The organism is Pseudomonas sp. GW821-FHT02A08 (assembly GCF_059422045.1).
Window position 1 is genome coordinate 146,500 of the sequence record NZ_JBWKWD010000001.1, and the last position, 23,931, is coordinate 170,430.

Annotated in this window: 18 protein-coding genes and 1 pseudogene; 10 read left to right on the forward strand and 9 right to left on the reverse strand. The window is 50.0% G+C overall.

Annotated elements, in window-relative coordinates; all coding sequences use genetic code 11:
* Positions 1 to 99 precede the first annotated feature (99 nt).
* From AC07W4_RS00655 to AC07W4_RS00680, 6 genes are all read left to right on the forward strand, one after another.
* Positions 100 to 1,512 (forward strand): hypothetical protein, encoded by a 1,413-nt coding sequence (locus AC07W4_RS00655; RefSeq protein WP_495031141.1) that lies wholly within the window; start codon positions 100 to 102, stop codon positions 1,510 to 1,512.
* Positions 1,502 to 1,885, forward strand: a complete 384-nt coding sequence (locus tag AC07W4_RS00660) for a hypothetical protein (protein WP_495031142.1) — start codon at positions 1,502 to 1,504, stop codon at positions 1,883 to 1,885. Before AC07W4_RS00655 ends, AC07W4_RS00660 begins: the two co-directional genes overlap by 11 nt.
* 101 nt (positions 1,886 to 1,986) lie before the next feature.
* A complete protein-coding gene (locus tag AC07W4_RS00665) occupies positions 1,987 to 4,845 on the forward strand; it encodes a VPA1269 family protein (protein WP_495031143.1) in 2,859 nt (952 codons plus the stop codon).
* Entirely contained in the window at positions 4,842 to 5,504 is a 663-nt protein-coding gene (locus AC07W4_RS00670; protein WP_495031144.1) for a hypothetical protein, read from the forward strand. Before AC07W4_RS00665 ends, AC07W4_RS00670 begins: the two co-directional genes overlap by 4 nt.
* A 65-nt stretch (positions 5,505 to 5,569) precedes the next feature.
* Positions 5,570 to 6,043, forward strand: coding sequence for a VPA1267 family protein (locus AC07W4_RS00675; protein ID WP_495031145.1), 474 nt, complete (start codon positions 5,570 to 5,572; stop codon positions 6,041 to 6,043).
* Positions 6,040 to 8,448, forward strand: a complete 2,409-nt coding sequence (locus AC07W4_RS00680) for an ATP-dependent DNA helicase (protein ID WP_495031146.1) — start codon at positions 6,040 to 6,042, stop codon at positions 8,446 to 8,448. The genes AC07W4_RS00675 and AC07W4_RS00680 overlap by 4 nt, the downstream gene beginning before the upstream one ends.
* 503 nt (positions 8,449 to 8,951) lie before the next feature.
* Here AC07W4_RS00680 and AC07W4_RS00685 read toward each other — a convergent pair.
* From AC07W4_RS00685 to AC07W4_RS00695, 3 genes are read right to left on the reverse strand one after another with little or no spacing between them, the layout of a single operon-like run.
* Complete coding sequence (locus tag AC07W4_RS00685) at positions 8,952 to 9,911, reverse strand: hypothetical protein (RefSeq protein ID WP_495031147.1); 960 nt, start codon at positions 9,909 to 9,911, stop codon at positions 8,952 to 8,954.
* 3 nt (positions 9,912 to 9,914) lie between these two features.
* Positions 9,915 to 11,087: a DUF3696 domain-containing protein gene (locus tag AC07W4_RS00690; protein ID WP_495031148.1), complete on the reverse strand. Its 1,173-nt coding sequence runs from the start codon at positions 11,085 to 11,087 to the stop codon at positions 9,915 to 9,917.
* Positions 11,088 to 11,097: 10 nt separating this feature from the next.
* A complete protein-coding gene (locus AC07W4_RS00695; protein ID WP_495031149.1) occupies positions 11,098 to 12,240 on the reverse strand; it encodes a DUF262 domain-containing protein in 1,143 nt (380 codons plus the stop codon).
* A gap of 386 nt (positions 12,241 to 12,626) precedes the next feature.
* Here AC07W4_RS00695 and AC07W4_RS00700 point away from each other — a divergent pair, with 386 nt between their 5' ends.
* The gene (locus AC07W4_RS00700; protein ID WP_495031150.1) at positions 12,627 to 13,244 is read left to right on the forward strand and encodes a 3'-5' exonuclease; all 618 of its coding nucleotides are present in this window, start codon (positions 12,627 to 12,629) and stop codon (positions 13,242 to 13,244) included.
* A 378-nt stretch (positions 13,245 to 13,622) separates the two neighbouring features.
* Here the strand turns inward: AC07W4_RS00700 and AC07W4_RS00705 are convergent, their stop codons facing one another.
* From AC07W4_RS00705 to AC07W4_RS00725, 5 genes are all read right to left on the reverse strand, one after another.
* On the reverse strand, positions 13,623 to 14,450 hold the full coding sequence (locus tag AC07W4_RS00705) for a hypothetical protein (RefSeq protein WP_495031151.1): 828 nt from the start codon (positions 14,448 to 14,450) through the stop codon (positions 13,623 to 13,625).
* A 783-nt stretch (positions 14,451 to 15,233) separates the two neighbouring features.
* On the reverse strand, positions 15,234 to 15,725 hold the full coding sequence (locus AC07W4_RS00710; RefSeq protein WP_495031152.1) for a Mov34/MPN/PAD-1 family protein: 492 nt from the start codon (positions 15,723 to 15,725) through the stop codon (positions 15,234 to 15,236).
* On the reverse strand, positions 15,704 to 17,332 hold the full coding sequence (locus AC07W4_RS00715; protein ID WP_495031294.1) for a ThiF family adenylyltransferase: 1,629 nt from the start codon (positions 17,330 to 17,332) through the stop codon (positions 15,704 to 15,706). Before AC07W4_RS00715 ends, AC07W4_RS00710 begins: the two co-directional genes overlap by 22 nt.
* A gap of 9 nt (positions 17,333 to 17,341) precedes the next feature.
* On the reverse strand, positions 17,342 to 18,520 hold the full coding sequence (locus AC07W4_RS00720) for a CBASS cGAMP synthase (RefSeq protein WP_495031153.1): 1,179 nt from the start codon (positions 18,518 to 18,520) through the stop codon (positions 17,342 to 17,344).
* Positions 18,521 to 19,032: 512 nt separating this feature from the next.
* On the reverse strand, positions 19,033 to 19,683 hold the full coding sequence (locus AC07W4_RS00725) for a Cap15 family cyclic dinucleotide receptor domain-containing protein (RefSeq protein WP_495031154.1): 651 nt from the start codon (positions 19,681 to 19,683) through the stop codon (positions 19,033 to 19,035).
* Positions 19,684 to 20,167: 484 nt separating this feature from the next.
* On the opposite strand from AC07W4_RS00725, the gene AC07W4_RS00730 reads away from it, so the two are divergent.
* The 3 genes and pseudogenes from AC07W4_RS00730 to AC07W4_RS00740 all read left to right on the forward strand — a co-directional run bounded on the left by AC07W4_RS00730 (position 20,168) and on the right by AC07W4_RS00740 (position 21,332).
* On the forward strand, positions 20,168 to 20,485 hold the full coding sequence (locus AC07W4_RS00730; RefSeq protein ID WP_495031155.1) for a DUF7693 family protein: 318 nt from the start codon (positions 20,168 to 20,170) through the stop codon (positions 20,483 to 20,485).
* Between the two features lie 258 nt (positions 20,486 to 20,743).
* Positions 20,744 to 21,025, forward strand: a complete 282-nt coding sequence (locus tag AC07W4_RS00735) for a hypothetical protein (protein WP_495031156.1) — start codon at positions 20,744 to 20,746, stop codon at positions 21,023 to 21,025.
* A gap of 65 nt (positions 21,026 to 21,090) precedes the next feature.
* A pseudogene (locus AC07W4_RS00740) lies at positions 21,091 to 21,332 on the forward strand (AbrB/MazE/SpoVT family DNA-binding domain-containing protein).
* Between the two features lie 173 nt (positions 21,333 to 21,505).
* Here AC07W4_RS00740 and AC07W4_RS00745 read toward each other — a convergent pair.
* Positions 21,506 to 23,248, reverse strand: coding sequence for a zinc-ribbon domain-containing protein (locus AC07W4_RS00745; protein WP_495031157.1), 1,743 nt, complete (start codon positions 23,246 to 23,248; stop codon positions 21,506 to 21,508).
* Positions 23,249 to 23,931 lie beyond the last annotated feature (683 nt).

Below are 23,931 nucleotides of genomic sequence, written 5' to 3' on the forward strand. Positions count from 1 at the left end.
CTAAAACCGCTCGTCGCCAAATCTTCCTATCATTTGACACCCGTCCGATTGATTACTAAACCGTTATGACCCCCAAACAATATACTGGTGGGCCTCATTATGCGTCGTACCGTCCACTCCATAATTGAGATACCTATCGCCGAAGGGGCGAAAGGCAGCAGTGTTCCGATACTTATTCTCGAAAACGGCGAAATAAGCCTGTTATGTCTCGCTTGGGCGCGCGATCTAATGATTAGTGAGGAAAACAGTCCTCCTGCCTTATACCAAGCCATCCAAGGAGTTGGCTTGTTCTATGACTTCTATATTCTATGTGAAAACAGGCGCCCTTTATCTACCGAAAACGTTAGCTGGATATTGAGCAGATTTCTAGAAGCTCGCGAGCACGGCAATGAACTTCTTAATTGGCCTCCCGTAGGGCGCAAAACCGCTAGAAATGACGTGGTGCGGATAAGCACGTTCAGTTTGTTTTGCGCAGACAACTTTAATCATTTTCCGATCAACACCCGTGAGAAAACGTTAATCAAGGATATGAGCTTTCAGGATCGTGCAACTTATTACAGAATATTAGCCATTAGAGAAAAATGGGATCCGCTATCCCACTTAATACCCGCAACTTCTATAGGAAAAGGCATCGCTCACGCATCATCTTTCAAAATTAGAAGTAGATCGCCAAGTCGCACTCATACCTACGATTATTTTCCGCCCGAAAAAGTTTGGGCACTTATTAACGCAACACCATCAACCCGTGACAAATTGTTTTTCATACTGATGTTCTTTGGAGCCACGAGAGAGTCCGAACCCTTGCACTTATTCGTCACAGACGTACAAGTATTGTCCAACGGTAGCGCTAGGGTAGTATTAGCAGATCCTATTGAAGCTCCTTACAACTGGGATGATACATTTCTAGGAAAACGTCACGGCACTCGGGCATTTTTTCTGAATGAGCGATACAGACTCGCCCCACGCAACAACCTGGGGGTTACCCATCCTTTGCGTTCAGGGTGGAAGGGCATGGAATACAGCGCCCCTAAACGCAAAGAGTCAGAAATCGAATGGATTGTCCCCGGAGTCGATAAGCTTTTTGCTCATCTCCACAAACGATATATGAAAACCGTTCGAAGATATGTTGAGGATACACACCCCTACTATTTTGTTAACGAAAAAGAAGGCGTCAACTTCGGACAGCCTTTAAAACTATCAAATATAATTAAGTCATTCTATAGGGCAGCAAAACGTATTGGGCTCCTGCCGTCAGACCAAGGGATAAATCCTCATGGAGCTCGACATTTTTATGGTCATTTCTGTGCTTCCTACCTGAGGCTTCCAATCGAAACGACAAAAATAATGATGAGGCACGTGAGTTTGCAATCTACGGAGGTTTATTACTCGCTGAGCATGGCAGTAGTGCGTGAAGATCTAAAAAAGGCGCACACTCGAATCACGGAAGAGATCCCGCTATTTTGCGCCGAGGCGCAGCAAGCATTAGAAAAGGAATCGAGCCATGACGATTGAGAATTACAAAGCACCAGCATCTGGTCGTGTGATTGCATTGAACGTTAGCTCATCGGAATGCGAAATCCTCGAAGACATAACGTTCAGTGAGATGCACGAGGTTATTTCTCAATTTGAACGAATAAGGATAGAAAATTTCTGGAAATCCAAATTTATTCGTGAAAACGAACAAGGGAATAATATTGTCGCATTCGAGACAAAAACCTTTACTTCTCACACCGGGCCAGTACACCTAAAAACTTCGGCGCTTCAGAAATCACTAAAAACAAATGCACGTGGACGAGAGCTTGTTTCGTTGATTCAATCGCTCAGCGTGGAAGAACAAAAAAAATTGCATTATCAATTATGCCTACCACCAGGAGCGAACTCATAAAAACCGCACTATATCCAAACAATATACTTTCAAGGGATTATCACGAGCTACTTGACAAATCCAACAGCGCTGAATCATTTATAAACACTCTCGCTTCAGAAATGACTGGTGAAAACTTACTAAAAACTTATGACCGTCAGTTTGAGCTACTCACTATGTTTTGGGCGAAAAACTGGCTTCTTTTCCCACAATCAATTACCGACTGGCGCGGCAAATATATAATTGAAACCTTAACCAACCCTACCTTTGGGGGTAAAAGAAGCTCGCTAATTTTGTCCACCTATGCCACTCCCAAACGGAAAGGGACGGATAAAGGCTTCCATCACACCTGTACCTTCTTTGCTACAGCTGATGTTCGTACTCATCAAGACTTTTCTGAAGGACTCATCAGGAGGTTCGAAGAAATTTGTATCGCTAAAATAGCGGTTCAATACCCTCCTGAAACAAGAAACTCTGCTTTTTCGACGTTTCGTGGAAAGGCTCGATCTGTAGCTTTGTGGCTGCTACAGACAATGAATAACATGAACCCAGAACATAGTGTTGAGCTGAAGAGACCGAAGAGAAATGATGTAGCTGACGAGGACAGGCGCGTCGATGGGAAGTTTCGATGGCTTGCGACAAAACGACCAGAACTTTGCATTTGGGCAGAATTATTCGCGCTTTTTATTCAGTCTAGAGATACTGCTAGAATCTCTAGCATTGTAGATCGGATAAATACTTTTGGTGATTTTCTATGCACGCTAGATTCGCCCCCCCTAAAGCCATGGCTTGTTGATCGACGGACTCACATTAGCGATGTAACGCGAATAAACAATAAAACATACCGACAGTATTTGATTGACACTATCACAAGCAAGAGGAGAAGAAACGACAACATTGCCACGATGCGTAAATTTTTTGATTGGCTTCGTGACTATCTCATTGCCAACGACATGGAGACGGATAATAATTTTCCGGATCCTCTGAACGATTCTGATAGATTTGGTAGTGAGGCGACAGCATCTAAAACATACAGAGACTCTTTACCCCCATACATTATCAATGAAATCAAGTCGGTACTGATTGAGGATGATTTTGCGTTTCCAAAAACTTATTTCAGATCAATGGTACAAGTGAGGGATCAGCGTACTGGGCTTAGCGTAAAAGTTTTCGACCCTGGGCTTCCTATTTGTCTTTACACTTTGGTAGACACGCCAATCAGAAGCCACCAAGCCCGATGGCTGGACTCAGGGCAGCTTGACGAATTCGTGTATAACGGGCAAAACCTTGTACTAAATGCTTGTGAATTCGCAATCCCCGGTCGTAGAGAAGGTGCCTTAAAACTCGAACATGATAGCTTGAGGGCAGATACTTGGCTGGCTTTATGGGTGAACACCAACAAAACAGCATCTTATGATAGCAAGATAATTGGATACGCTATCCCATACGTCTCCCAATCCCTTGCCAGCTTATTGCAACATCAAAGTGAGTGGCAAAATAATTATCTCCCCCCACTTCGTGAGCCTCTTTCTTATGCCCATTATCAACAGGACTCGAGAGAACGTGAACGCCCAATTGGAGTTCATCGCCCGACCATCTGCCCACTTTTCCGCGACCCAAACTCGGCAGACCAAAATCGTCCAATAGAATATTCCCGCTTAGCACGATTTTACACAGCGGTTCTAGAACAGACCCAAAAAAATATTAAGCGAAAGTATGGCCAATCGCTAAAACTTGTTACCTTTCCCAGTAAGGGCAGTCCCAAATGGGCGGTAGACTTACATTCATTACGGGTAAGTGGTGTCACGAATCTTATAGAGGCGGGAGTGCCACTCGAAGTGGTACAGCAATTTGTAACCGGCCATCACACTTTAGTTATGCTGCTTCACTACTTGAAATATTCTCCAGCGAAACTTCGTCAATTTATGGAGGATGCCTATGAGCGAATGAAAAGTGATATCGATTTTATAGGGTCGGAGGTATTTCTCGAGTCACTTGACGAGTTCGCACCATTTCTCCTTGGGCAGGAGGGGGCTGGGGGCAGCGCAGGGCTTACAGCGCTCAGAGAGAGAGATGGCATTATGACCATAACCTCTGATGGTATCTGCCCTGGGACTTCCTGCAGCAATGGCGGCGCACTCGAAAGCATTTCACAAGACAAGTATGGCCCAGTACCCGGCGGCAAGCGCTGTGGTTTATGTCGCTTCTGGCTGACCGGGCCTGCTCACCTCCTCGGCCAAGTGACAGCGGTTAATAACTTGGCGTTCACCATCCGAAGAAAAGGACTCGAAATAGCCGCACTAAACGATGCATGCCTCGATGCCGAGGATGAGGGCAACACCCGTAAAGCACGAGAAATTCGTGATCGAATAGATCTGCTCAATCGCGAGTTGGACATTGATATAAATGAATGGGCAGCTAGATACAGATACGCAGAGCATTCCATCGTACTTATGGACGATTACCTGGCTACGAAGAAGCGGATCATTACAACCGACGCCGCGCTGCCAGTACCTATTTTGACCTCCAGTCCAGCTCACGAGCTTAAGCTGACACTCGAGCAAGCTCATGAGTTTGCGCTTCTCGACCAAATTACTCAGATGAGCATATTCACCACTGGTTTCACCAATCGGGAGGCCGAACTGGAGAAAAATACCATTCTATCCAAGATGATGGTGGCGAACGGGATGAAGCCATTCTTACTGACATTAACGACCGAGCAGGCGCATGAAGCAGCAAATATGTTATCCGCGCTAATACTCCAGCAAGTGAGTACTCAGGAACTGGACGAGGTTTTAAACGGGACTCTTCCTTTGGACAGATATCCAAATCTGGAGAGTGCATTTAGATTGCTGGAAAACAGTGCTAATAGGGAGGCGTTGAACAAGCCGGGAGAAATGAGTCGCTTGGCGTCGCTCATTATGCCTCAAGACTTCCAAGGTAGCGTAAAGAATGACGATGAAGAGGAGCTCTTTGGATGAGCCAGAGTGAAGCGGTGGCTAAGGTCTGCCAAGAGTTGATGCAGAGCTCGACGAACCCCAGGCAGCAACAATCTCTCGAGCGAATAAAAAAGGCTTGCGACTACCTTGAAGAGCAAGGCCTGAAAATCAATGCGGGATCCGTCGAGCGCTACTGTACAGATCATGACTGGGATGGCCCCAAGGCTCAGTCCATTAGGAACTCACCTGTTCTCAAAAAGCTCCTTGAGCTCAGACAATCATCCCAGATTTTGAGGCGAGATCGAAAAGCGAATAAGCCGAAGATGCTAATTCCTAATGAAACGTTGCGAGCCTACGTCGCGATGCTTGAAGAGGAGCGTGACCAAGCTATCGCAGATCGGACGCGCATCATGGAAGGGCTGCGCAGTATCCCAGGAGTACCTGTTGATGATTTCCTCCGCGTTGGATTTGGTGGTGTCGCAATATCCGCCCCTCCGGCTCAGGCAAAACCTGAGATTTCACCGACATTGAGAGAGGCTGTATGCAGGCTGCTGAATCCAAAGCTTTTGGCGGACTGTGGTATGAGCCTCGAGAGAGAGCGACTGAGGCAAAAAACCACCAATAACATTCTGCTGGAGAAGCAGCATGTCACAGCGCTTCGGATATTGGTCAGCGCTGATAATGATAAAGATGAGGGGTAGCGACTTCATCTGTGCAAATTTGCACTAGCTTTCAGTTCACCGCTTTCAGTTTTCCGGAGACGAACATGGCGAACGGCAAGCAGCTTGCAGAACAAAATCTCGCTATTTTCATCGGTTGGGTCGCAAGCAAGAGCGACACAGACTTCCGAAAGATTATCGCCCGGGGCGTGCTTTCAAGAACTGAGATCGCCCGTGAATGCGGCTTTGCCAAGTCAGCCCTGAACCAGAATCCACGCATCAAGAACTCCTTGCACACCCTTGAAGAGCAACTGCGCGCTCGAGCTGTACTTCCCCCGCTCTCTCCCCTTGCCCACGCGGAAGTAAAAGGAGCAGCAGGAACATGTAGAAGTGAAATGAGCGCGACCGATCAGAACAAAACGGAACATACTGCTATCGAGGGCCGAGAGTCTGAGCTGCTACACCGGTTGCAGTCAGAGAACGCCAATCAAAAAGCCGAGATCACCGAACTACGACGCAGGCTGTCTAAGTACGAATCCCTGCACCAGGCACTAGCATCAACCGGACGTATGCCGCGATGAACGGACAATCATCCGGCGAGCAAACAACCGGTCATCAAATTCCCTGCCGGCATCAGAACCAGCGACTCATCCGCGTGCTCTCCATTCGCAGCGACAATCCTCTCGGGCATGGCGGATGCATCTTCTTCGGCATCGAGATCGATGAACGCGGAACCCCATCACCAACCCAGAACCAATTCGTGGTTGTCGCTCGAAGCAGACTTCTACGGGACATCTCGGTTGAGGTGGGCCAATGGTGGCACGTCAGCGGCGAAGCCAATCCCCACACCCGAACAATTAACGGCTTCAGGGTCGTCGAGCAACAGATCGACGCTGAAGATCTGCAGATGACGCTGCCTATAGGGCGTCACATGATTACGCTGCTTGCCGAGGGAGAACGTTTCACTGGCATTGGCAATGCGAAAGCCACGCGGCTCTGGGAGACATTCGGAGAAACGCTCTCAGAGATTCTCGATCGAGGTGATACCGACGCACTCGCGACCGTACAAGGAGTAAGCCCTGAAAGCGCTGAGACTTTGGTCGAGGCTTGGTGCTCTTATCGAGAGACTCCCACTCTCCACTGGCTGTACAAGCACGGATTCAATGCTGCTCTCGGCAAAAAAGTCATCGAACATTTCGGTGCCGAGACGTCGAATCTGATAGAAGAAGACCCTTACCGGTTGCTCTCGTTTCTGGCGAGTTGGAAGACCACCGATAGGTTCGCCAGAGTTCAATTTGGAGTGGCTGATGACGACCCGCGCCGGCTGCAGGGAGCAATCGAGGAAGCACTCTATCGCCTCTTCGCTGATGGACACACCGCCGCTACCCGGCAGATGGTGATGGCGCGGCTCGCCTCAATCCTGGGTGACCAGACACCCGAGTTTCAATGGCGCCCGCTGGCAATCAAGGCATTAGAATCTGGTCTCAATAACGGAAGCTATCTGATTGGCGATGATGATCAGCTTCACCAGCTCGGCGCGTACGTGATGGAGTCTGATGTCTCCCAGGCACTTTCAACTCGCCTTGATCGTGATCAACATCCCCCCCAGCAACAGCAGCAGATAGACACTGCTGCCATCGACGAGATAATCAACAGATTCGAAATTGAGGAGCAACTGCGAGTCACCGACGAGCAACGCCACGCTGTCCACATGGCTGCCAACAATTCCTTTGCGCTGATTACGGGTGGCGCAGGGACAGGCAAGACTATCGTGTTGAAAGCGCTTTACCGCGTCTATGACCAGATGCATTTGCGGATCTTCCAGGCCGCTGTTGCAGGCCTCGCTGCAAAGCGTATGCGTGATGCAACTGACAGATCCGCAGCGACAATCGCGAGCCTGCTGCTACGTACCAAAGTGGACGACCTGAAGGATCCCTGCGTTCTGGTTCTGGATGAAGCAAGCATGGTGGACATCATCACAATGTACCGTATCGCACACCTGCTTCCCGAGCATGCACGAATACTCATGGTGGGTGATCCACATCAGCTCATGCCGGTGGGGCCCGGCCTCGTTTTACATGCACTGGTCAACGCACCTCAGGTTCCGAACACCGAACTAAAAGTTGTGAAGCGCCACGGTGACGTTATCGCTCGCGCTGCGGCTTCAATCCGCGCCGGTGTATGGCCAGAAATGTCCGCCGACGAATCGCAGGCGCTAGCCTTTTTGCCTGTGCATAAGCTTTCCCCCTTTATACCTACTCACAGCAACCAAGAACCCATCTACAAAAACGAAGAATTCCAAAAGCAAACAATAGCCTCCGAGGTATTGAGGTTATATCTGCAAGCCCCTGACATCACGCAGATTCTGAGTCCCTGGAAGAAGGGGGACGAAGGCGTTCACGCATTGAACAAGCTTAGCCAGTGTAGCGTCGCACCAAACGCACCGAAGCTCATGGTATGGAGCAAAGAATTCGATTGCCTGGTTGAAACCAAATTCCGCTTGGGTGACCCCGTTGTATGCGTGCGCAACCTGTGGAACATAGGCCTCCAAAATGGATCGCTTGGGCGGGTCACTCAAATTGAACACATTCCTCTCGCGCTTCGCGACGATGAGGGTCGTACCATCGGCTACGCGATCGCATGGGTTGACTGGGACGACGGTATTCGCCGACCAGTAATAGAGGATCTTCTCAGCGATTTGGACTTGGCTTACGCCCTCACTGTGCATAAAGCACAGGGGTCGCAATGGCCACGAGTGATTGTCTCGATTACTGGAAATCGATATTTGGATCGAAGCTTGATTTACACTGCGATCACAAGAGCGCAACAACAGGTGCTGCTCGTAGGTGATGAGGCGGCAGCACGCAAAGCTGTACAATCGCTTCCGCGCGTAAATCTAAGATGCACCGGTATTCTGTCCATGCTGACGTCAATCGACACCTCGGTCGGGCTGCCTTCCGACGACTCCACTACTATTTCCAAGTAAACCGCCTGAAGCCGGGCCTAAGGGCCCGAAATCACGACTTTCTAAGATAGCTTTGACTCTCCTAGCCTTTAGGACACCTCATACCTCCACGTAGCGCAACGGAGCTCACCCTGTCGACCTATTGATTGCCTGGAAGCGTGACCAGCTCGAGCATCTACTCTCTACTCTCTACTCTCTACTCTCTGCTCTCTGCTCTCTGCTCTCTGTCGACCTTCACACGACAGTGATGGTTTGCTGGAAGAGCTGGATGGATACCCTGGATGCTCTAAACCCCGATACTAAGTACCTCCGCCGTAACCGCTGCATACCGCTTCCTAACTGCCGTGCAGCATTCAACGTGAGGAAATGCCTCAACGGTACTACCTGCATAAAGCTATTCATGGATTAGAGCTGACTCAGGCTCGGTTAAGCAGATCACTCCTCATCAACCTTCTAGGATGAAGCCCTCCCTTAACCTTGACAAGGCGGGCTTATTATCCAACGCAATATTTATCTATTCTGACTTAATAACGATGAGTCGGTAAATGCACGCCTACATATCCTATCTCGATGGCTCGCGTCGCTTCGTGACGATATATGTGAACCCTATTACCGGAATCAACCCACAAATGTTCTTCATAAACACGCGATTGGCCATCATAGCCTCTATACGTTCGATTAGCTGTATACCTATCCATTGTCAGTCTCGACTCGCCTTTTGGCTTGACAATATGATTAGGAAACCCAGTTGTAGATTGCTCCCACTCTATCGCAGCCCTATTTAAGCTCGCCAATCTGGTAAACAACAGTCCAAGCGCAGTGGTATCAAAAGTAAAAATTTGTGCATGAACATCCGCTCCAAAGAGCAATTGTGGGAAAACCCGCTCCTTCTCACTCCAAAAATTTCTAGCATTGAGCGCTCCAAATGCCACTTGATAATTACGGCCACTTATTTCCGCTGCATGATGGAACTGACTTATGTGATCAAAATGATAATCAAGTCCGCCCGCTTGAAAACTAAGCTGAGAACAGTTCAACATTTCGTTACGACAGAGACTTACTAAAATAAAATCAGCCAACGCACAAAGACAAGCATCATTTAGCGCGTTAGATATCACTTCAAAACTCCCCTCCGCCCCCTGAACTGGAGAAATATCGGTAATATTCAAATAACGCTCTATCATTTCGTCATCAAGCCCTTCCCACTCAGGGCTCATTGCAGAAAGCGAGAGAAAGTACTCAGACTCATCCCGATACTCGCCCCCTCCAAGCTCAGCTATAAACACACCCAAGTTAACTTCTTGGCCGGCGATAGAAATTATTATATTCCAAGGTGACTCACCACATCTGAAGGAAGGCGCACGAGCAAGCTGAGCTTCGAGAGCCGCCATTCCTTTAAACATTTCAACTAGCAAATGTGTAAGGTTATCGGAATCATTAAAAGCTTCAGCAACAGAACTACCATTAAAAACAAAATCGCTCATTGCCTATCCTTTTGGCGCGAGAAGTCTAACTGCATTTTTCCTATGCTGATCAAAAAAACCTTCTGGCCATTCGCTAAGCTTACCATCCGAACTAACATCCGGAGTTATCACCCGAGCGACGCCTGCCTCACGGCGAAAATAATGAAACAATAAGTCTTCGTTCGACAGAATATCTTCTCGAACGGCTATTCTTAACCCATCCATTAGATGATCAGAGTGACTTTCAATTATCACTTGTACCCCTGCAGCAGCGGCTCTTGCGCAAAGCTCGCCAAGCTTAGCTTGACCAGCAGGGTGCAAGTGCGCCTCAGGATTCTCAAGTATTACTATTCCACCAGAAGGAGCTGCCAGTATTGCCACCAGAACTGGCAACACATAACTGATACCAAAGCCCACGTTAGTCGCCCTGAAACGCCGAGACCTAAGGGATCCATCCTCCCCAAAGCTGAAACCTCCGACAACCAAATCGGCTTCGGACACTGTTTCCACGCTTAAATTGACTCCTGGGCTTATTTTATCGAGCCATACCGTGACTTGATCGATGAGACGATTACCATCAGCTTCCGTCCAGCGCGGGTCAGACTCAGCTATACTTAATGCTTGCCCAAACACCGACAAAAAATGGAGAACATACTGACCTTTTGCACCCAGCGAAAACTTCCCTTTATGATCGGGCTTTGTTGGAAGATATTTTCTCGGCCCATTACGCTCAGCTTGTAGATATTGGAATTCGGAAATCAGGCTTTGCGAGCGCTCGTGAAGCGTCATATCTAAAAATCGTCCAAAAATTTCAGATGAAACTATTGAACCGAAAGCCTCAATATTCCGAACTTCATATTTATCTGCGCGAACTGAATTACCCTCCCCGCTAACAGACATCCTTAAAACCAGACTCCTTTTATCTTCAAATGATTTTAGCGTTATTGCGATATTTTCGCTTTTTGCATTTTCATAAAGCACATCTTGAGGGGAGCCAAGATCTACTAAACTTCCTGCAGTTGCCAGCCTTCCCTCTCCTAAAAGACCATCATCATAGGACTGCCTGATAACGAGTAAACTTTGTATCACACTGCTTTTACCCATACCATTGAGCCCAGTTAAGAGCGTCAATGGCGCAAGGCGTATCTTCTGCCTACCGAAGCATTTGAAGTTAATTAACCCAATCTCTGAAATCATAAACACCCCCTCATTTATTACGCAATATCCTAGACAAAGTCTCAAACCGCTTATAAACACGAGAGTTGAGTCCAGTTGAGTAAGTTACGGAATTCACAAACTCTTGGTCGGTATCAAATGAAGATTTGAATGCTTGTATGATACTGTCCTTTCTAGCGAGAATATCGGAAAATTCATCATCACTAGATAATGACAGAAGCACACTCCATCCTTCGAACAGCGGCTTGCTTATCGGGTTCCGTTTGCGAATTCGAGGTTTCCTAAACGCCTCATCACCAAAAACAAGCCTTGAGCGAACCATCGCTTTCTTAAAGAGTGTAGCCAGATCATCAAGCTCTCCTGCGGTCATGCTCGAAAGTTTTTTCATAGCTATATTCAAGAAAGAATCCAGAGATTTGTAATCACTCCAATCCAAACACCTGAACGCCATGAAACGGAGTACCATTTCTTGGGCATCCATACGATAATCCTTGACACTTCGATCAGTAGCCTCAGCAAATTCCGGACTATTTGCAAGCGACTCAAGAAATCCTCTTGCCGCGCCCTTATTTATAGCATTTCGAATTTCCTGGCCATTTAACGGCATTCCGCCAGTATTAATGCGCCTAAAAATATTCATCATCACTTCATCCGGCGTTCCGGGCTGAATGACGTTATAAATCAACTCCGTCTCCGAGATCCTGCGCTGCATAGACCTATCAAGCTCACTGAATTTCATACCCTCGAGTTGTTGAAGGTATTCCATTCCCTTGAGAGAAAACTCTCCCGAAAGGTAGTCATAAATAGTTGTTATCCGCTGCAAACCATCGACAACTACCCAATCATCATCAAAATTCGCCGCGACGTAGAATACCGGCAAAGGTATTCTTAAAAGCAAAGATTCAATCAACTGACTTTTGCGCTTAATCGGCCATAAGCGTGCCCTTCGTTGAAATTCAGGAGCGAGATCGACTTCACCATGAGCAATTCGACTCATTAACAAATGAATTGTTTTTTTCTCTGTTGAAACTTTAATTTTGGATGGATCAAAAGGATTAAGCGATTCAGACAGCATTTCACTATCTTCAGACTCTTTTTCTTCCTCTACGCCAAGGTACTCTTCGCCTAGAGCCTTCTCGGCCTCCGTTACCTGAACAGGGAAGTTTATCGACATATTGGTTTCTACCTTGAATTTTCGCTGCTCGAGGACGATTCCGCCCCCGCTGATCAACCGTATTCAGTAATAATAACCCGAGGCATGCGTCATTGCTGATATTCATACCTTCTACGTCGGCTACGAAGCTCCCCTCCAACCATAGGCTTCCATGCTAGCGCCAGATTCGGTCGATAAGGACAGCTGCATCGCATGACCGCCTTGAAACCCTGCGTTCCCACGTATCGCAGAAGATACCTAAACCGCACTCAAGAGTCGGCATCTGCAGCCATCCGAATTTAGGAGTATTGCCCACTGGTCTGTAGTTTTTTGCTCCTGCCTCCAATGCAGTATCGGGCAGATGGCTCGGTGTAACCTGAACAGATCAAAACTAGGTCAGCCATGCCATGAGCATTGAAGCAAGGCTTCTTCATCTCCAAGCCATCAACAACCTCCTCGCGCCATACCGCTACCTTTATTGCGTAGACCTTGAGGCAACCTGTGATGAGGTAGGTGAGTCGGAATCACCAAGACCGCTTGCAGTTCTCCCAGCTCAGATGGAAACGATTGAGATTGGCCTAGTGGTAATCGATCTGGAAACGCTTGAGATCGTCGATGAATTCCAGCGTTTCGTTCGACCGCAGATCAATCCTATCCTCACCGACTTCTGCAAAAGGCTCACATCCATACAACAGGCGGACGTGGACGTTGCTCTAACCTATCAAGAAGTTGGAGAAGATCTACGAAGGTTTGCTGCGGCCTATCCGGATGCGGCTTGGGCGTCATGGGGTGACTATGATGCAAGACAGCTTCAGCGCGATGCTGGCTTTGCTAACTGCCCTTCCCTGCTCGAGGGCGTGCCACATTTCAATGCCAGGAAATGGCATGCGCGCTTATATGACGATCGACCCAAATCACTTAAGCAAACAGTTGAGTCGCTGGGCTTGGTTTGGCAGGGTACCTATCACCGGGGTATAGACGATGCCAGAAATGTGGCTTCCATCATCAAAGAAATGCTCGCCTGAAAGCATGAGCCGGGCCCAGGTGCCCGAAGAATCGATCTCCTATATGACTACTGTCTCAGCATGCTCAGCGATCGGCTGGAATGTCTCAGACACGCGTGCGTTAGGTACAGCCCGACTAAGGAGCGACAGCAGTGGTCACTTGAGCTTTCCGGCAGTCAGAGCTCCGGTCTGGGCTTTATAGTCGAATACAGAGGGATCATAGAATCATACCCTCAGCCAACGGTTGTCCTGTCTTTTATGAGGCTCGCTCACGCATGAAAGAGCGTCGTACCGCTGAGGAGTGGAAAGGAGTAGCCTCGTATCACCCATTGCATGCGCAGACTCCCCCCCTTCCCCGCACCCGAGCGGGCTGTCAATTGTCCATGTCCATGACAGGCTTTATTCCTTCGTTTTCCCCCTGAGCTTCGATTTCCACCTGAAGCACAGCCTGTCGTCTTCATCCATGACGAACAGTCCAGACCAGATGGCCAGCCAGAACTGAGCAGTCACCAAAGGACTTAAGCCCATAATCCAACCTATACCCTGGAGCACGGATTGCGTGAATGGTTTACGGTATGAGGCTGTCGCAAGTGGAGAATAAACTCTTACTCTCGGCAGTCCGAAGCACCAACGCCAGTAAACACTCAGTTCATTTTTTGCAAATTTTATAGCGTTACAATTCCACCAGTAGCCCCAGCGATAAGACCAATCATCGTTTAATATCCAGTTATGAGTCAGAAATGAGCGCAACGAGTCAAACGGCTTTAATTCCTCACCCGAAGCCAGTTTTACTATGCACTGGCGAAACCGAATTTCTTCGACGGAAAAATTAATACACGCTCCAGGCGAGCTTAGAAATTGCTGAAGTGGGATATTGGTCAAATTGGAAACCATTGGTGTTTGGTCGATGTTACATAACGATATTTTTTCCTGATACTTGACACCAACCCCGTATGCCTCGAAGAAAACATCAACATTTAATAGAGTCTCACCAGTTGACCTCAAAGCAACCTTTCCAATCTGCGGCTTAGGGTCGGTTGGCTGTGCTAGCCTCAATGAGTATTCCAAATGCTCTCCCAATGACTCCCAACGTGACCCTAGCCTGTGGTTGGAACTCCACCGTTCATGAGAGTCAATGTAGCACTTCTGCAATAAGACCTTGGTAACCCGTTGCCAAACCCAGGAAGCAATTTTACCGACAAAATTAAAGGGGATTGGTATATCCATGTATAACTCCCAAGCCTTCTGCACACTGAAAAAAATCTGCAACGGCTGATCAGGCAATAGCGGCACAATGACACAACCGGATGGCTAGGCCTAGATGGGGTTCCCGCTCGCTCACGAAGGCTTAACTTGGCTCCGGTCACCCAACGGAAACCAGCACCAGGCACAGCATTGAGTCAGATCTGGTCGCACTTTCAGCGGCCACGTTTCCACAGACCGTCTTTTCTAACCTATCAACAGGTTGCCGAGGAGCTACGAACGTTTGCTTCGCGTTATGCCAACCCAGCCTGAGCGTCATGGGGTGACAATGATGCGAAACAGCTTGAGCGCGATGCTGGTTTTGCAGGGTGCCCTTCCATGCTCGAAGGCCTGCCGCATTTCAATGCTAGGAAATGGCATGCCGACTTATATGACGATCGATCTAAATAACTTAAGCAAACGGTAGAGTCGAAGGGGTTGGTTTGGCTGGGTACCTATCATCGAGGGATCGATGACGCTAGGAATGTGTCGTCCATCGTCAAGGAAATGCTCAACTGAGAGTCTGAGCCGGGCCCAGGTGCCCGAAGATGCGACTCCCTATCTGGCTACTGTTTCAGCATGCTGAGCGATCGGCGGAGATGTCTCGAATAAGCGAAGCCTACAAAGGTATGTAAGCAGGCAATCCAGCGACTGACGCACACAGGTATCACGGCAACTATTTACGAATGATATTAGCGTTGATGTCGTAAGCGATGGTAACGGTTAGAACATCAATTCCGAGTTCAAATTCAAGTTATCACTTATCATCTACTGCCCACTGGGGGAAGGGTACAAGCGGAGCCTAGCGCCATTCGATGACGAGTACTCAACACGTAAGTCTCGTCTCCCAACAATGACGGCCAACATAGACCGCCCATCTCTTCGAGCAGACGCAAGCTTTTGCCACTCACTGATATCCAGGCCAGACGGCGTGGGATGATCTTCAGGGTGCGTATGCCATTCCCCGAGATACCTGACCAACCCATTGCTCTCACGCCATCGGCGCTCAGCAATGCCTTTATGGCCCTCGACCAATCGCTCGAAAAAATACTTGAGTCGACGATCCTTTCGGGTGGGCGCCGTGGCCTCGAGAACTTCCAGATGGATACCACGAACATGCCCCAACAATATGCCGCCCGCCTCCGCATCGTTCTCGCCCTGGATGTAGCGCTCAAAGACTTCGATCACCCGCGCAGAGAAGTACACGAGTCGTTCGCTGCCGGGATCCTTCCAGGTATTTAAGAATTGCATGCGGGACATCCTGGTCGCGCAAGGATGGTGACATCCCCTGTAGAGGGATCATGCACCCGACTGAGAACACGAGTGGACAACGAAGGCCACGGCGTACTCCCGACCCAAGCCAATGCGGTATCCAAACCTAATGCTGCCGCCTGGACAGATACTGACGCCGAGTACGCCACGTACTGTCCCTCGCAGCCACCTCCTGCGAGGATCGGTCGTACACCTCCGACTACTGAGAGGAACTGCTGCTCCGCTTCGTAATCGCATAAGCAGCGGTAACAGCCCTCAGTCCGATGCTGCTTAAGAAGCGTCCGCACAGCCTCTCCAGCACCTTCAATCCAGACATGAAGCAGCGTAGTCTGCAGCTCACCATTGGAAAGGCTACCGCCGGCTTGAAAACCCGCCAGCCAGCTCCCGAAGCCCTGCTCCCCGGTTGCATCAATGATCAGGTCAACCCCTGCAAGGTTGACCGAAAAGGCGTCGTGGGGAAGTGCCTTGACGTTTGCCGAAGGCATTGTGACCTTCAGCTCTGCGACCAACCCTATTGCTTTGTTGATCTCCAAGCGATTGATGCCTAGGCGGTGACGCCCGATATTCCCAGGAGATAGATACTGATTGTCGATCAGTTGCAGCTCTCCACCTCCTGTGCCCGCCCCCGCCTTAACCAGTAAGTCACCCAGGAAGCCGCCAATCGTTCCGCAACCAACCAAGGCAATCCTCTTGCCCGCGAGCGTTGTCTGCCCAGGAATGTTACGCCCTACTAAGTATTGATCGTCCATCCTGACCACCTGCATCAACTCTATCGGTGCTCCAAAGATTGGAGTGCGCTGATCCGCTTTGGATGTGCGCTTGTACGTCTGGAGATCGTCCACGAAGAATCCGTACTGCATCGTGGGTGCATCAATAACAACGACGACGCCATGCTTACCCGCACGGTAGGCTTTTACGATCCAAGCCAGAATCTTACGACGACATTGAGGATCCAGCTTCGATTGCCAATCCAGAAGCTCACCGACTGTTTTTGGCGGCCAAGCACCCAGCAAAGGACGGGGAGGAGTTTTTGTCGTTATTTTCGCCGAGAAACCAAAGAGCGTATCGACGCAATTTGCTCGAAGGGCGAACTTTGATTTCGCTCGCGCCATATCATCGGTGAAAACAAGCCCCTGTCCTTTATCCAGACTCAATACAGCCACTTCGCCCGACTCAGGTCTCTCTATGTCAGTGAAGGCATATACGCCTGGCCAGAAGGCGAAAAACTCTTCCTCCAAATCGTCCACGCGCTCCTTCGCCATGATTTGGTCAAGTACGGTCGCCGCCCGCCTCAATGCCGCGATCGTTTGACTTACAGGTTTGTAGATGTCAAACACTACCGTTCCCTGCGCCAAATAGCAGAGAGAACCATCGGGCCCAACATGCGGTGCAAAGGGAAGCAATCGCTCGGGGAAGGGTTGCTGAAGAACAATCGCTGGGAACGAACGAAGCTCGCGATCAATGAATACCTCGCACGGCACCGAACCAAAGCGGGTTTGCAGGGCGCCTTCTAGTGCCAGGAACTCCGAAAGCCCCTGGGACTCTTGGCGGCGCCAACCGAGGGGCTTGAGTGCTTGCAGAAGCTGAGGAATCACCAATGACCATCACCCCGACTTAGAACGATCCAGGATCTCCATCTCCCCGGGCTGAGGCTCAATAGCCGCCATCGCTGCTGGCAGCGCAGCCTTAGACGTGACATCTATCAAGTCTGGCCGGTTGGGGAAGCGATCACCCAACATCTCCCGCATCCAGCGACATGCTGACGACTTTGCCTCATCACTCGCGTTGATCGCAGCGTCCAAATACCTCGCGAACGTTTCAAACTTCTCCGCCGCCGAATCGATTTCATCCTCGGTCAGCGCGGCAGTGAGGTAAACCTTAGAATCGATCGGGCTCAGAACACCCTCTCGCAGGGCCTTTGGGATGCCTCTCACGACGTTGAGCAGTGCTTCATCATCACGCTTGCTCTCGAATTCGAAGAGTGGGCATGCCGCTGCCATCAACAGGATCGAGCTAGGCCCTCTCTCATCCCACTGCTGATCACGGAATCCCTTGATGTAGCGGATCACACGGCGCAACTGCTCGCCCTTGTCCTGTACCTCCAGCTCAAACCACTCCTTCATCTGCAGGGGATCAGACTTAATCCACCCACGATCACAAGCGAGCAATATCTTGTCGGACGGGAGCTTTTTCCAACTCTGAGTGGCGGCATTGGCAATGATACCGTCCATGGTTGGAATGCCCCGCTCCTCCATACCCGCCTTCAGGAGCTTGTATTGAACATCGGGGATCGCGTAAAGCGGCAGGTCGATGTGCGCGTAAGTTGCGATCACGACCCGCATGCAGTTGGGCTTGCGCTCTAAAGTCCAACCGTTTGCGTCACACAGCGGCTTGAGCACTTCGTGCACCGCATCGAAAAAGTCACCGATCGCCAGGTGAGGTTTCTCTTCCTCCTTCATGATGCTCAGGGGGAGGTACACCCCGTCATCGACGTCGGACTGTTGCGGCGGTGTCTGACACGGGCGGTTCAGCGTCTTGTAGGCCCAGGAGCCTTGAATGTAGAACTTGGGGTCGCACGTCTCACCTTCGTAACCCTTTTCCCGTAAAGCTTGAGACAAGCCATCACGCAGCGACTGACGAATGTCCTTTCGAGCAGCGTCGATCTTTTGTTTCTCATCAGTCGTGAGATCCATGGACTTCAGGAACGTCGGGTGATCAGCAAAGGTTCCGAACTCATCAGGCCGGTCTTTGGTTGTGTACAGCAAGGGACTCAGGTTGAGCATGAGACATCTCCGATCGATGGCTTGTGAGCAACGTACCTGTCTTCAGGCGAATTCTTGCGAGTGTGTACCACTCCCCCAAGAACCAGCCCCTTCAGTGCTGACACAAAAACCAGCAAAGTTTTTTGAATAAACGCAAACCTTCAACGCAGCGGGCACAGCTGGATCCAATACTGGCACAACCCTACATGTAGTGCAATATACGTATAATAAACACAAAAACACACAATATGCAGTGCACCAACTGCAAAGCCATCATCAGTTTTTTGAGCACAAAGTGAAAAGGAAATGGGTTGGAAGCGTCACCTGAGGCCAACGCTTCAGGCGCAGTGTCGAGACCCGCGAAACGGCAGGTAATTCTGCTCAATCTATGGGAATTTCCACTCCGTGAAACACGCGCCATTCGAGCGTGCTGAATACCGAAAACTGATTCGGAAGGCATTCGAAGACGATGAGTTGATTTTCCGATTTGTCCCTGACGACAGCGCTGAGGCCGCGCAAAGGTGGCGACAAATTCACTTCAGCCTTTCAAAAAAAATCATACCCGCTGTGTTCAAGCCCTTGTTCCAATTTCGATTTGTCCAGTATTCCCCATCAAGAATCACGCCCCCCTTCTCATCGTGAACTTCCACTCGCGCAGAGCCATAATGACAGCCGCTATCCGTTAACTCCGGATTGCGGGTCACGTTATGGTAGGAGTAGTTCAGCTCAATGGTTCCATGCTCTGGATCGCGCCGTACACCTACGATCGTAGTGCTCGACTTTGAATACTTATCATCAGACTGAAACTTCATCCGCACGCTGAACAGACGGGAAGTAATGGTTATTTTACCCTGCTTGGTAAACAGCGTATCGCCAGACGGCTGCCCAGTTAACTGCCTGACCAGGTTCCAGTTCGACCTGATGGTCACCTGCCAGTCGCCATCAATGGGAGGGAAAAAATTTCTCACTAGGGGTAGCTTGCAGATCCAGGGAAACAAAGGCGTCTGGCCTACGCTAAGTAGGAAAACCGTCGAAACAACCATCGCCACTTTGGCCACAGACCAAAAAGCCGCGAAATCACTAAACACCTCAGGCAAGCGCCAAAAGCTCAGAGCTCCGAACACGATAAAGCACAGAAGGGCGAAGTAACCGAGACATTTTTGAATACCAAGCACCTGATACATAGACATATCCGTCCAAACAATCAGCAATCACAGTACACCGTTACAGACTATCGATCAGAAAGAACTTGATGCAACTCGTGCATGGTAGGTTCAGAAATGGATTCAAGCCGATGATCGCCCCCTTATCCAAACGCTGCTTGGGCATCGTGGGGTGACTATGATGCAAGGCAGCTTGAACGAGACGCTGGGTTTGCTGCGTGCCCCTCTCTGCTCGCCGGCCTGCAGCACTTCAACGTGAGGAAATGGCATAAAGGCCTATACGACATCCAACAGAAGGGTCTTAAGCAAACGGTAGAGGCCATGGGCCTAGTTTGGCAGGGTACATTTCACCGAGGAATCGACGATGCCAACAACGTTGCATCTATCATCAAGGAGATACTCGGCTGATTAAGGGAGCCGGGCCTATTGGCCCGAAGGAGCGATCTCTCCATTCACTGCACACCACCGCTTAGCCGGGCAAGCGATGACTCGAGCGTAGAATGATTTGAACACAACCTCCCCTCTCACCGCCCTCGAGGTCTGCCAAGTACTGACGGACGTCGCGCTCGGCGAACGCATCATGACGCGAGGCTCCATCCAGTCTTGGAGCGAGATCTATCATGGCCTCATGCCCGTGAGTACAGATGGCTGGGTACTCACCCTATTCAATGACTGTGACACCCTGGACTACTGCGAGTACTGCAGGTCGCCTGATGGACGAGTCGGTACGCTTGAACGCTGGCAGCGCGAAGGAGCTGATCCTGTCGAGCTATCGAGCGCCAGGGAGCGAGAACAGCTTGAGCGATTGCTCGCTGGGCTCTGAGCATGCATGCAAAACGGCAGGAGAATGTTTGGCCTGTTTAGTCATCTCGAAAGCTGCATCCAAGACTGTAGCTATGACATCATTTTCATCACAGACGATTGCCTCCAAGACTTGGTAGGCTTACCAGGATTTTTAACCTGGAATCCGGGTAACTGCCAATCTGCGATGCAACCACAAATATGAGCGGCCCTGCCCTTACTAATTGCTCAATGTACCAATCGAGTAGCTAGTGCCTGGCTTCCGAATAGGAGTAACAAATTGCTGAACCGTCCCGACAAAGACGCGCTCCGTGCACTGCTGGAATCGCAAGTTCAAGAAAAGCTGCAGCACGATCCAGACGCGGTAACGACCTATGCGGCCCAGCCTGTGCCAGACCGAAAACCGTACACCAGCAAACCCACGGTTCAGGACAAGGCATTTCACAAAGAGCTCGAGCAGATGCGTGCAGACGCCGAAGCTGGAGTGATACATACGCCTAAGCGCGAACCGGAGGACGGAGGCGCTCCTAGCCTTAAGCTTGATGATTATCCGGATTTGTAAAAGGTGTCGCCGAGCTTCTAAGGGCATTGAATGGCCTGCCGATCCAAAGGCAATGGAGACCACCCGTGAGGAAGCCACCTATGAAAATCATTATCGAAGAATGGGACGGTGACGGAGCGATTCGAATTCCCGATGAGGCGCTGCAGGAGTTGGAGCTTGATGTTGGCGACTCGCTGTATTTGATTGAGGAATTTGTCGGCAACACGCGCTGCCTAGTCCTATCAAAAAACCTCAAATCGCGGATCGAATAGACGTGCTCACTGAAGCCTGGGATAGCGGACAGCTTGGTAAGGCCGAGGTGAATTGAGACCGCCGCTATGCGCTTCCTTGAATCATTCATGGCAGTCACAACTGCGGAGTGACTCGCCCAAGGCACATCATGTGAAGATTTGAGGACGAGCACCGATGGTTGCCACTGGCCCAGACCTAGGAATAAGCCTGTAGCTTTCTAGCTCACGCCTAAAGCTTCTGCCTAGACAATTAAAGCTTTGCTTCCTGAGCCATGCTCCGCAACATCCCCGCCGCTTTCTTCGTATCAGGCAACGACAAAATCGTGTCATACATCAGGATCATGCCGTTACAAAGAGTGGTTGGTTCATTCAAGAACTTTTCCGGGCTCGCGATGACTTCGACTGAACGCCGATTATTGGCCATCATCGTAAGCATCACTCCCTTGAAGTCTTTCTCATAACTCTTGAACGATGTTCCCTTGACCGGATTCGTTGCCGTTTGCTTGACGACCTCTGTCAAGGCGGCGAGATCTTCGTCAGCCAGGTCTTTCGGTAGCTTGGCAGCTATTTCCAATACGGATGTTTTGTTATCTAGCCCCATGAAACTTACGCAATAGCCAGGATTTGTCCTGCCATAGAATTTCATCTCGGCGATCTGAGAGCGCCAGTATCGGATAAGGGCCTGATCGGGTGCACGCTGCAGGTAGTTTGGCATCATCGAATCGGCAATCAACTTCTGAATATTCGCTCGAATCTCAATCACTGAATGCCCGCTCTGCACTCCGTCGATCATGAGCTTCCTCAGCTTTATGTAGTTGTCCACGTCGTATGTCGATAGCGCCGCATAAAAGGGTACCTTCAACAATGTCTCTTCGATCGAATGGATATCACGCCATTCAGTGATACCTGATAGACCGAAGTAGCGTGAATCCACCACCGAGGTGATGATTTTCTGCTGCTTCAGTTCATCCTTGGTAGGGAACCACATGTCCTGAGGGTTAGTAGTGGTGGCCTTTGCCACAAACTGCTGTGAGGCGCCGACGCGATGGAGCGCGTCCCTGAAGCTGGCGTTGACGTTTAGTTCATTGCTTCCGGTGGATCCGCCCAGAGAGGCACTGTGAAAGCCAATACGACCTTGCTCTCCGATATATCGCTCCTGGCCAGCAAGGAAGGCGAGTGCGCAGGCGCTGGAGCAGCTGGTGGGGGTATAGGTAATTAGCTTACGTTGTGAAATCAAGCTTGCTAGCTTATTTGCTTCGGCGATGCGACCACCTACGCTATTGAGGTGAATCACACGGACAGTCGGGGCAGAGTCAAGTAAGGCCCGGACGGCATCCGTAGTACCAAAGGGAATACCTCCAGCCAGCTCCAATTCAGTATTGTTGCGCATGAAACGAAGCGAATACGCGGGGATGTCATCAACGCCACGCACCATATCGATACTTTCTCGGATCAGCGGAATGCCATCTACAGCGAAGCTGTGCAGCAAGCGGATCGCACCGATAAAAATCATCAAATTGGCTGCGGTCGCCCAAATTTGCTTTCCGCCTCGAGAAGTGTGAGCAGATGCCGATCGGGTGATCCCAACTATTTGCCATACCGAGACTGCCAAGACAAAGATGTACAAAGTAAGAATCGCTGCACCTTGCATCTGATCGCCCACATTTAGAACATCGCTGAGGCTGCTTATAGCGGTCAACAAAAGCGTAACCACTAAGCCGAATAGCCAGTAGGACACCCCAAGTGAGTATTCTCCACGCCAGTGTTTTGCGATGAAATTGGATAACTTGGGCTGTGCCACTTTTGTTGGCGCCGGGTGGTCATCGGAATCCTGCTGTTCTACAGCAGTTGCTTGCTCTTTAGGCAGGATCCATTCGTCACCACTACCCTCCCTAACGTGCTCCTTACTGATCGACTGGCCGCACTTGTAGCAGAAATTGGAGTCAGTGGCGTTTGCCGTCCCACATTTAGTGCAATAGAGCATTCCTTTCATTCCGTTCCCCCTGATGGAGCTCTGTATTGGCACCGTTGCTCACTACTAGGCCATTGTTTTGGCTGCCACCTCGCAATGAGTTTGGGTTTTGGTCGGCACTATAGCCGTGCGAAGGCGAGTTGCGAATCTACTGGCTTAATCAGATATACGCTTAAGCGCACACCATGTCTTGGCTTTGCGGAGCTGGGTAGATGACTTAGCCGGACGGATACCTTGAAGCAGCCACGGCAGACACAACTGCGGAGCAATGGCATCAGTCTAGCGAGTCACTCTTCATGGTTCCTACGAACTGGTATGCGCCACTTCGCTCCTTCAGCCTTTCCATCTCGCGAGCCTCCTCCCTAGTCAAGGTTACGGTAATCAATACTGCCTATAGCGCAGTCATGGATTCCCGTTCCGAAAGTACGTTTTGAAGGCGCCCCAGATTCAGTCGCTGACATTCAGCCTCCGCTTCCTCTCGGGTCTAGTAGCTAGTCTTCAGACGTAGCTTCTCTTCGTTGTCATAGATGTTGAAACCTATGGGCGCAGTCTGGCAGTAGAAGCGCGCTCCGTTACGCATTCATCCCGGTTCCATTGGTATGCGGCATCGTCCGGAACTACAAGCTTGCGACGGCTCGAGCATGTGGCGAGCCCCCGTAAGTAACGCCGCCCCACCAGCTACACTAAATCGGTACATTTCTGCA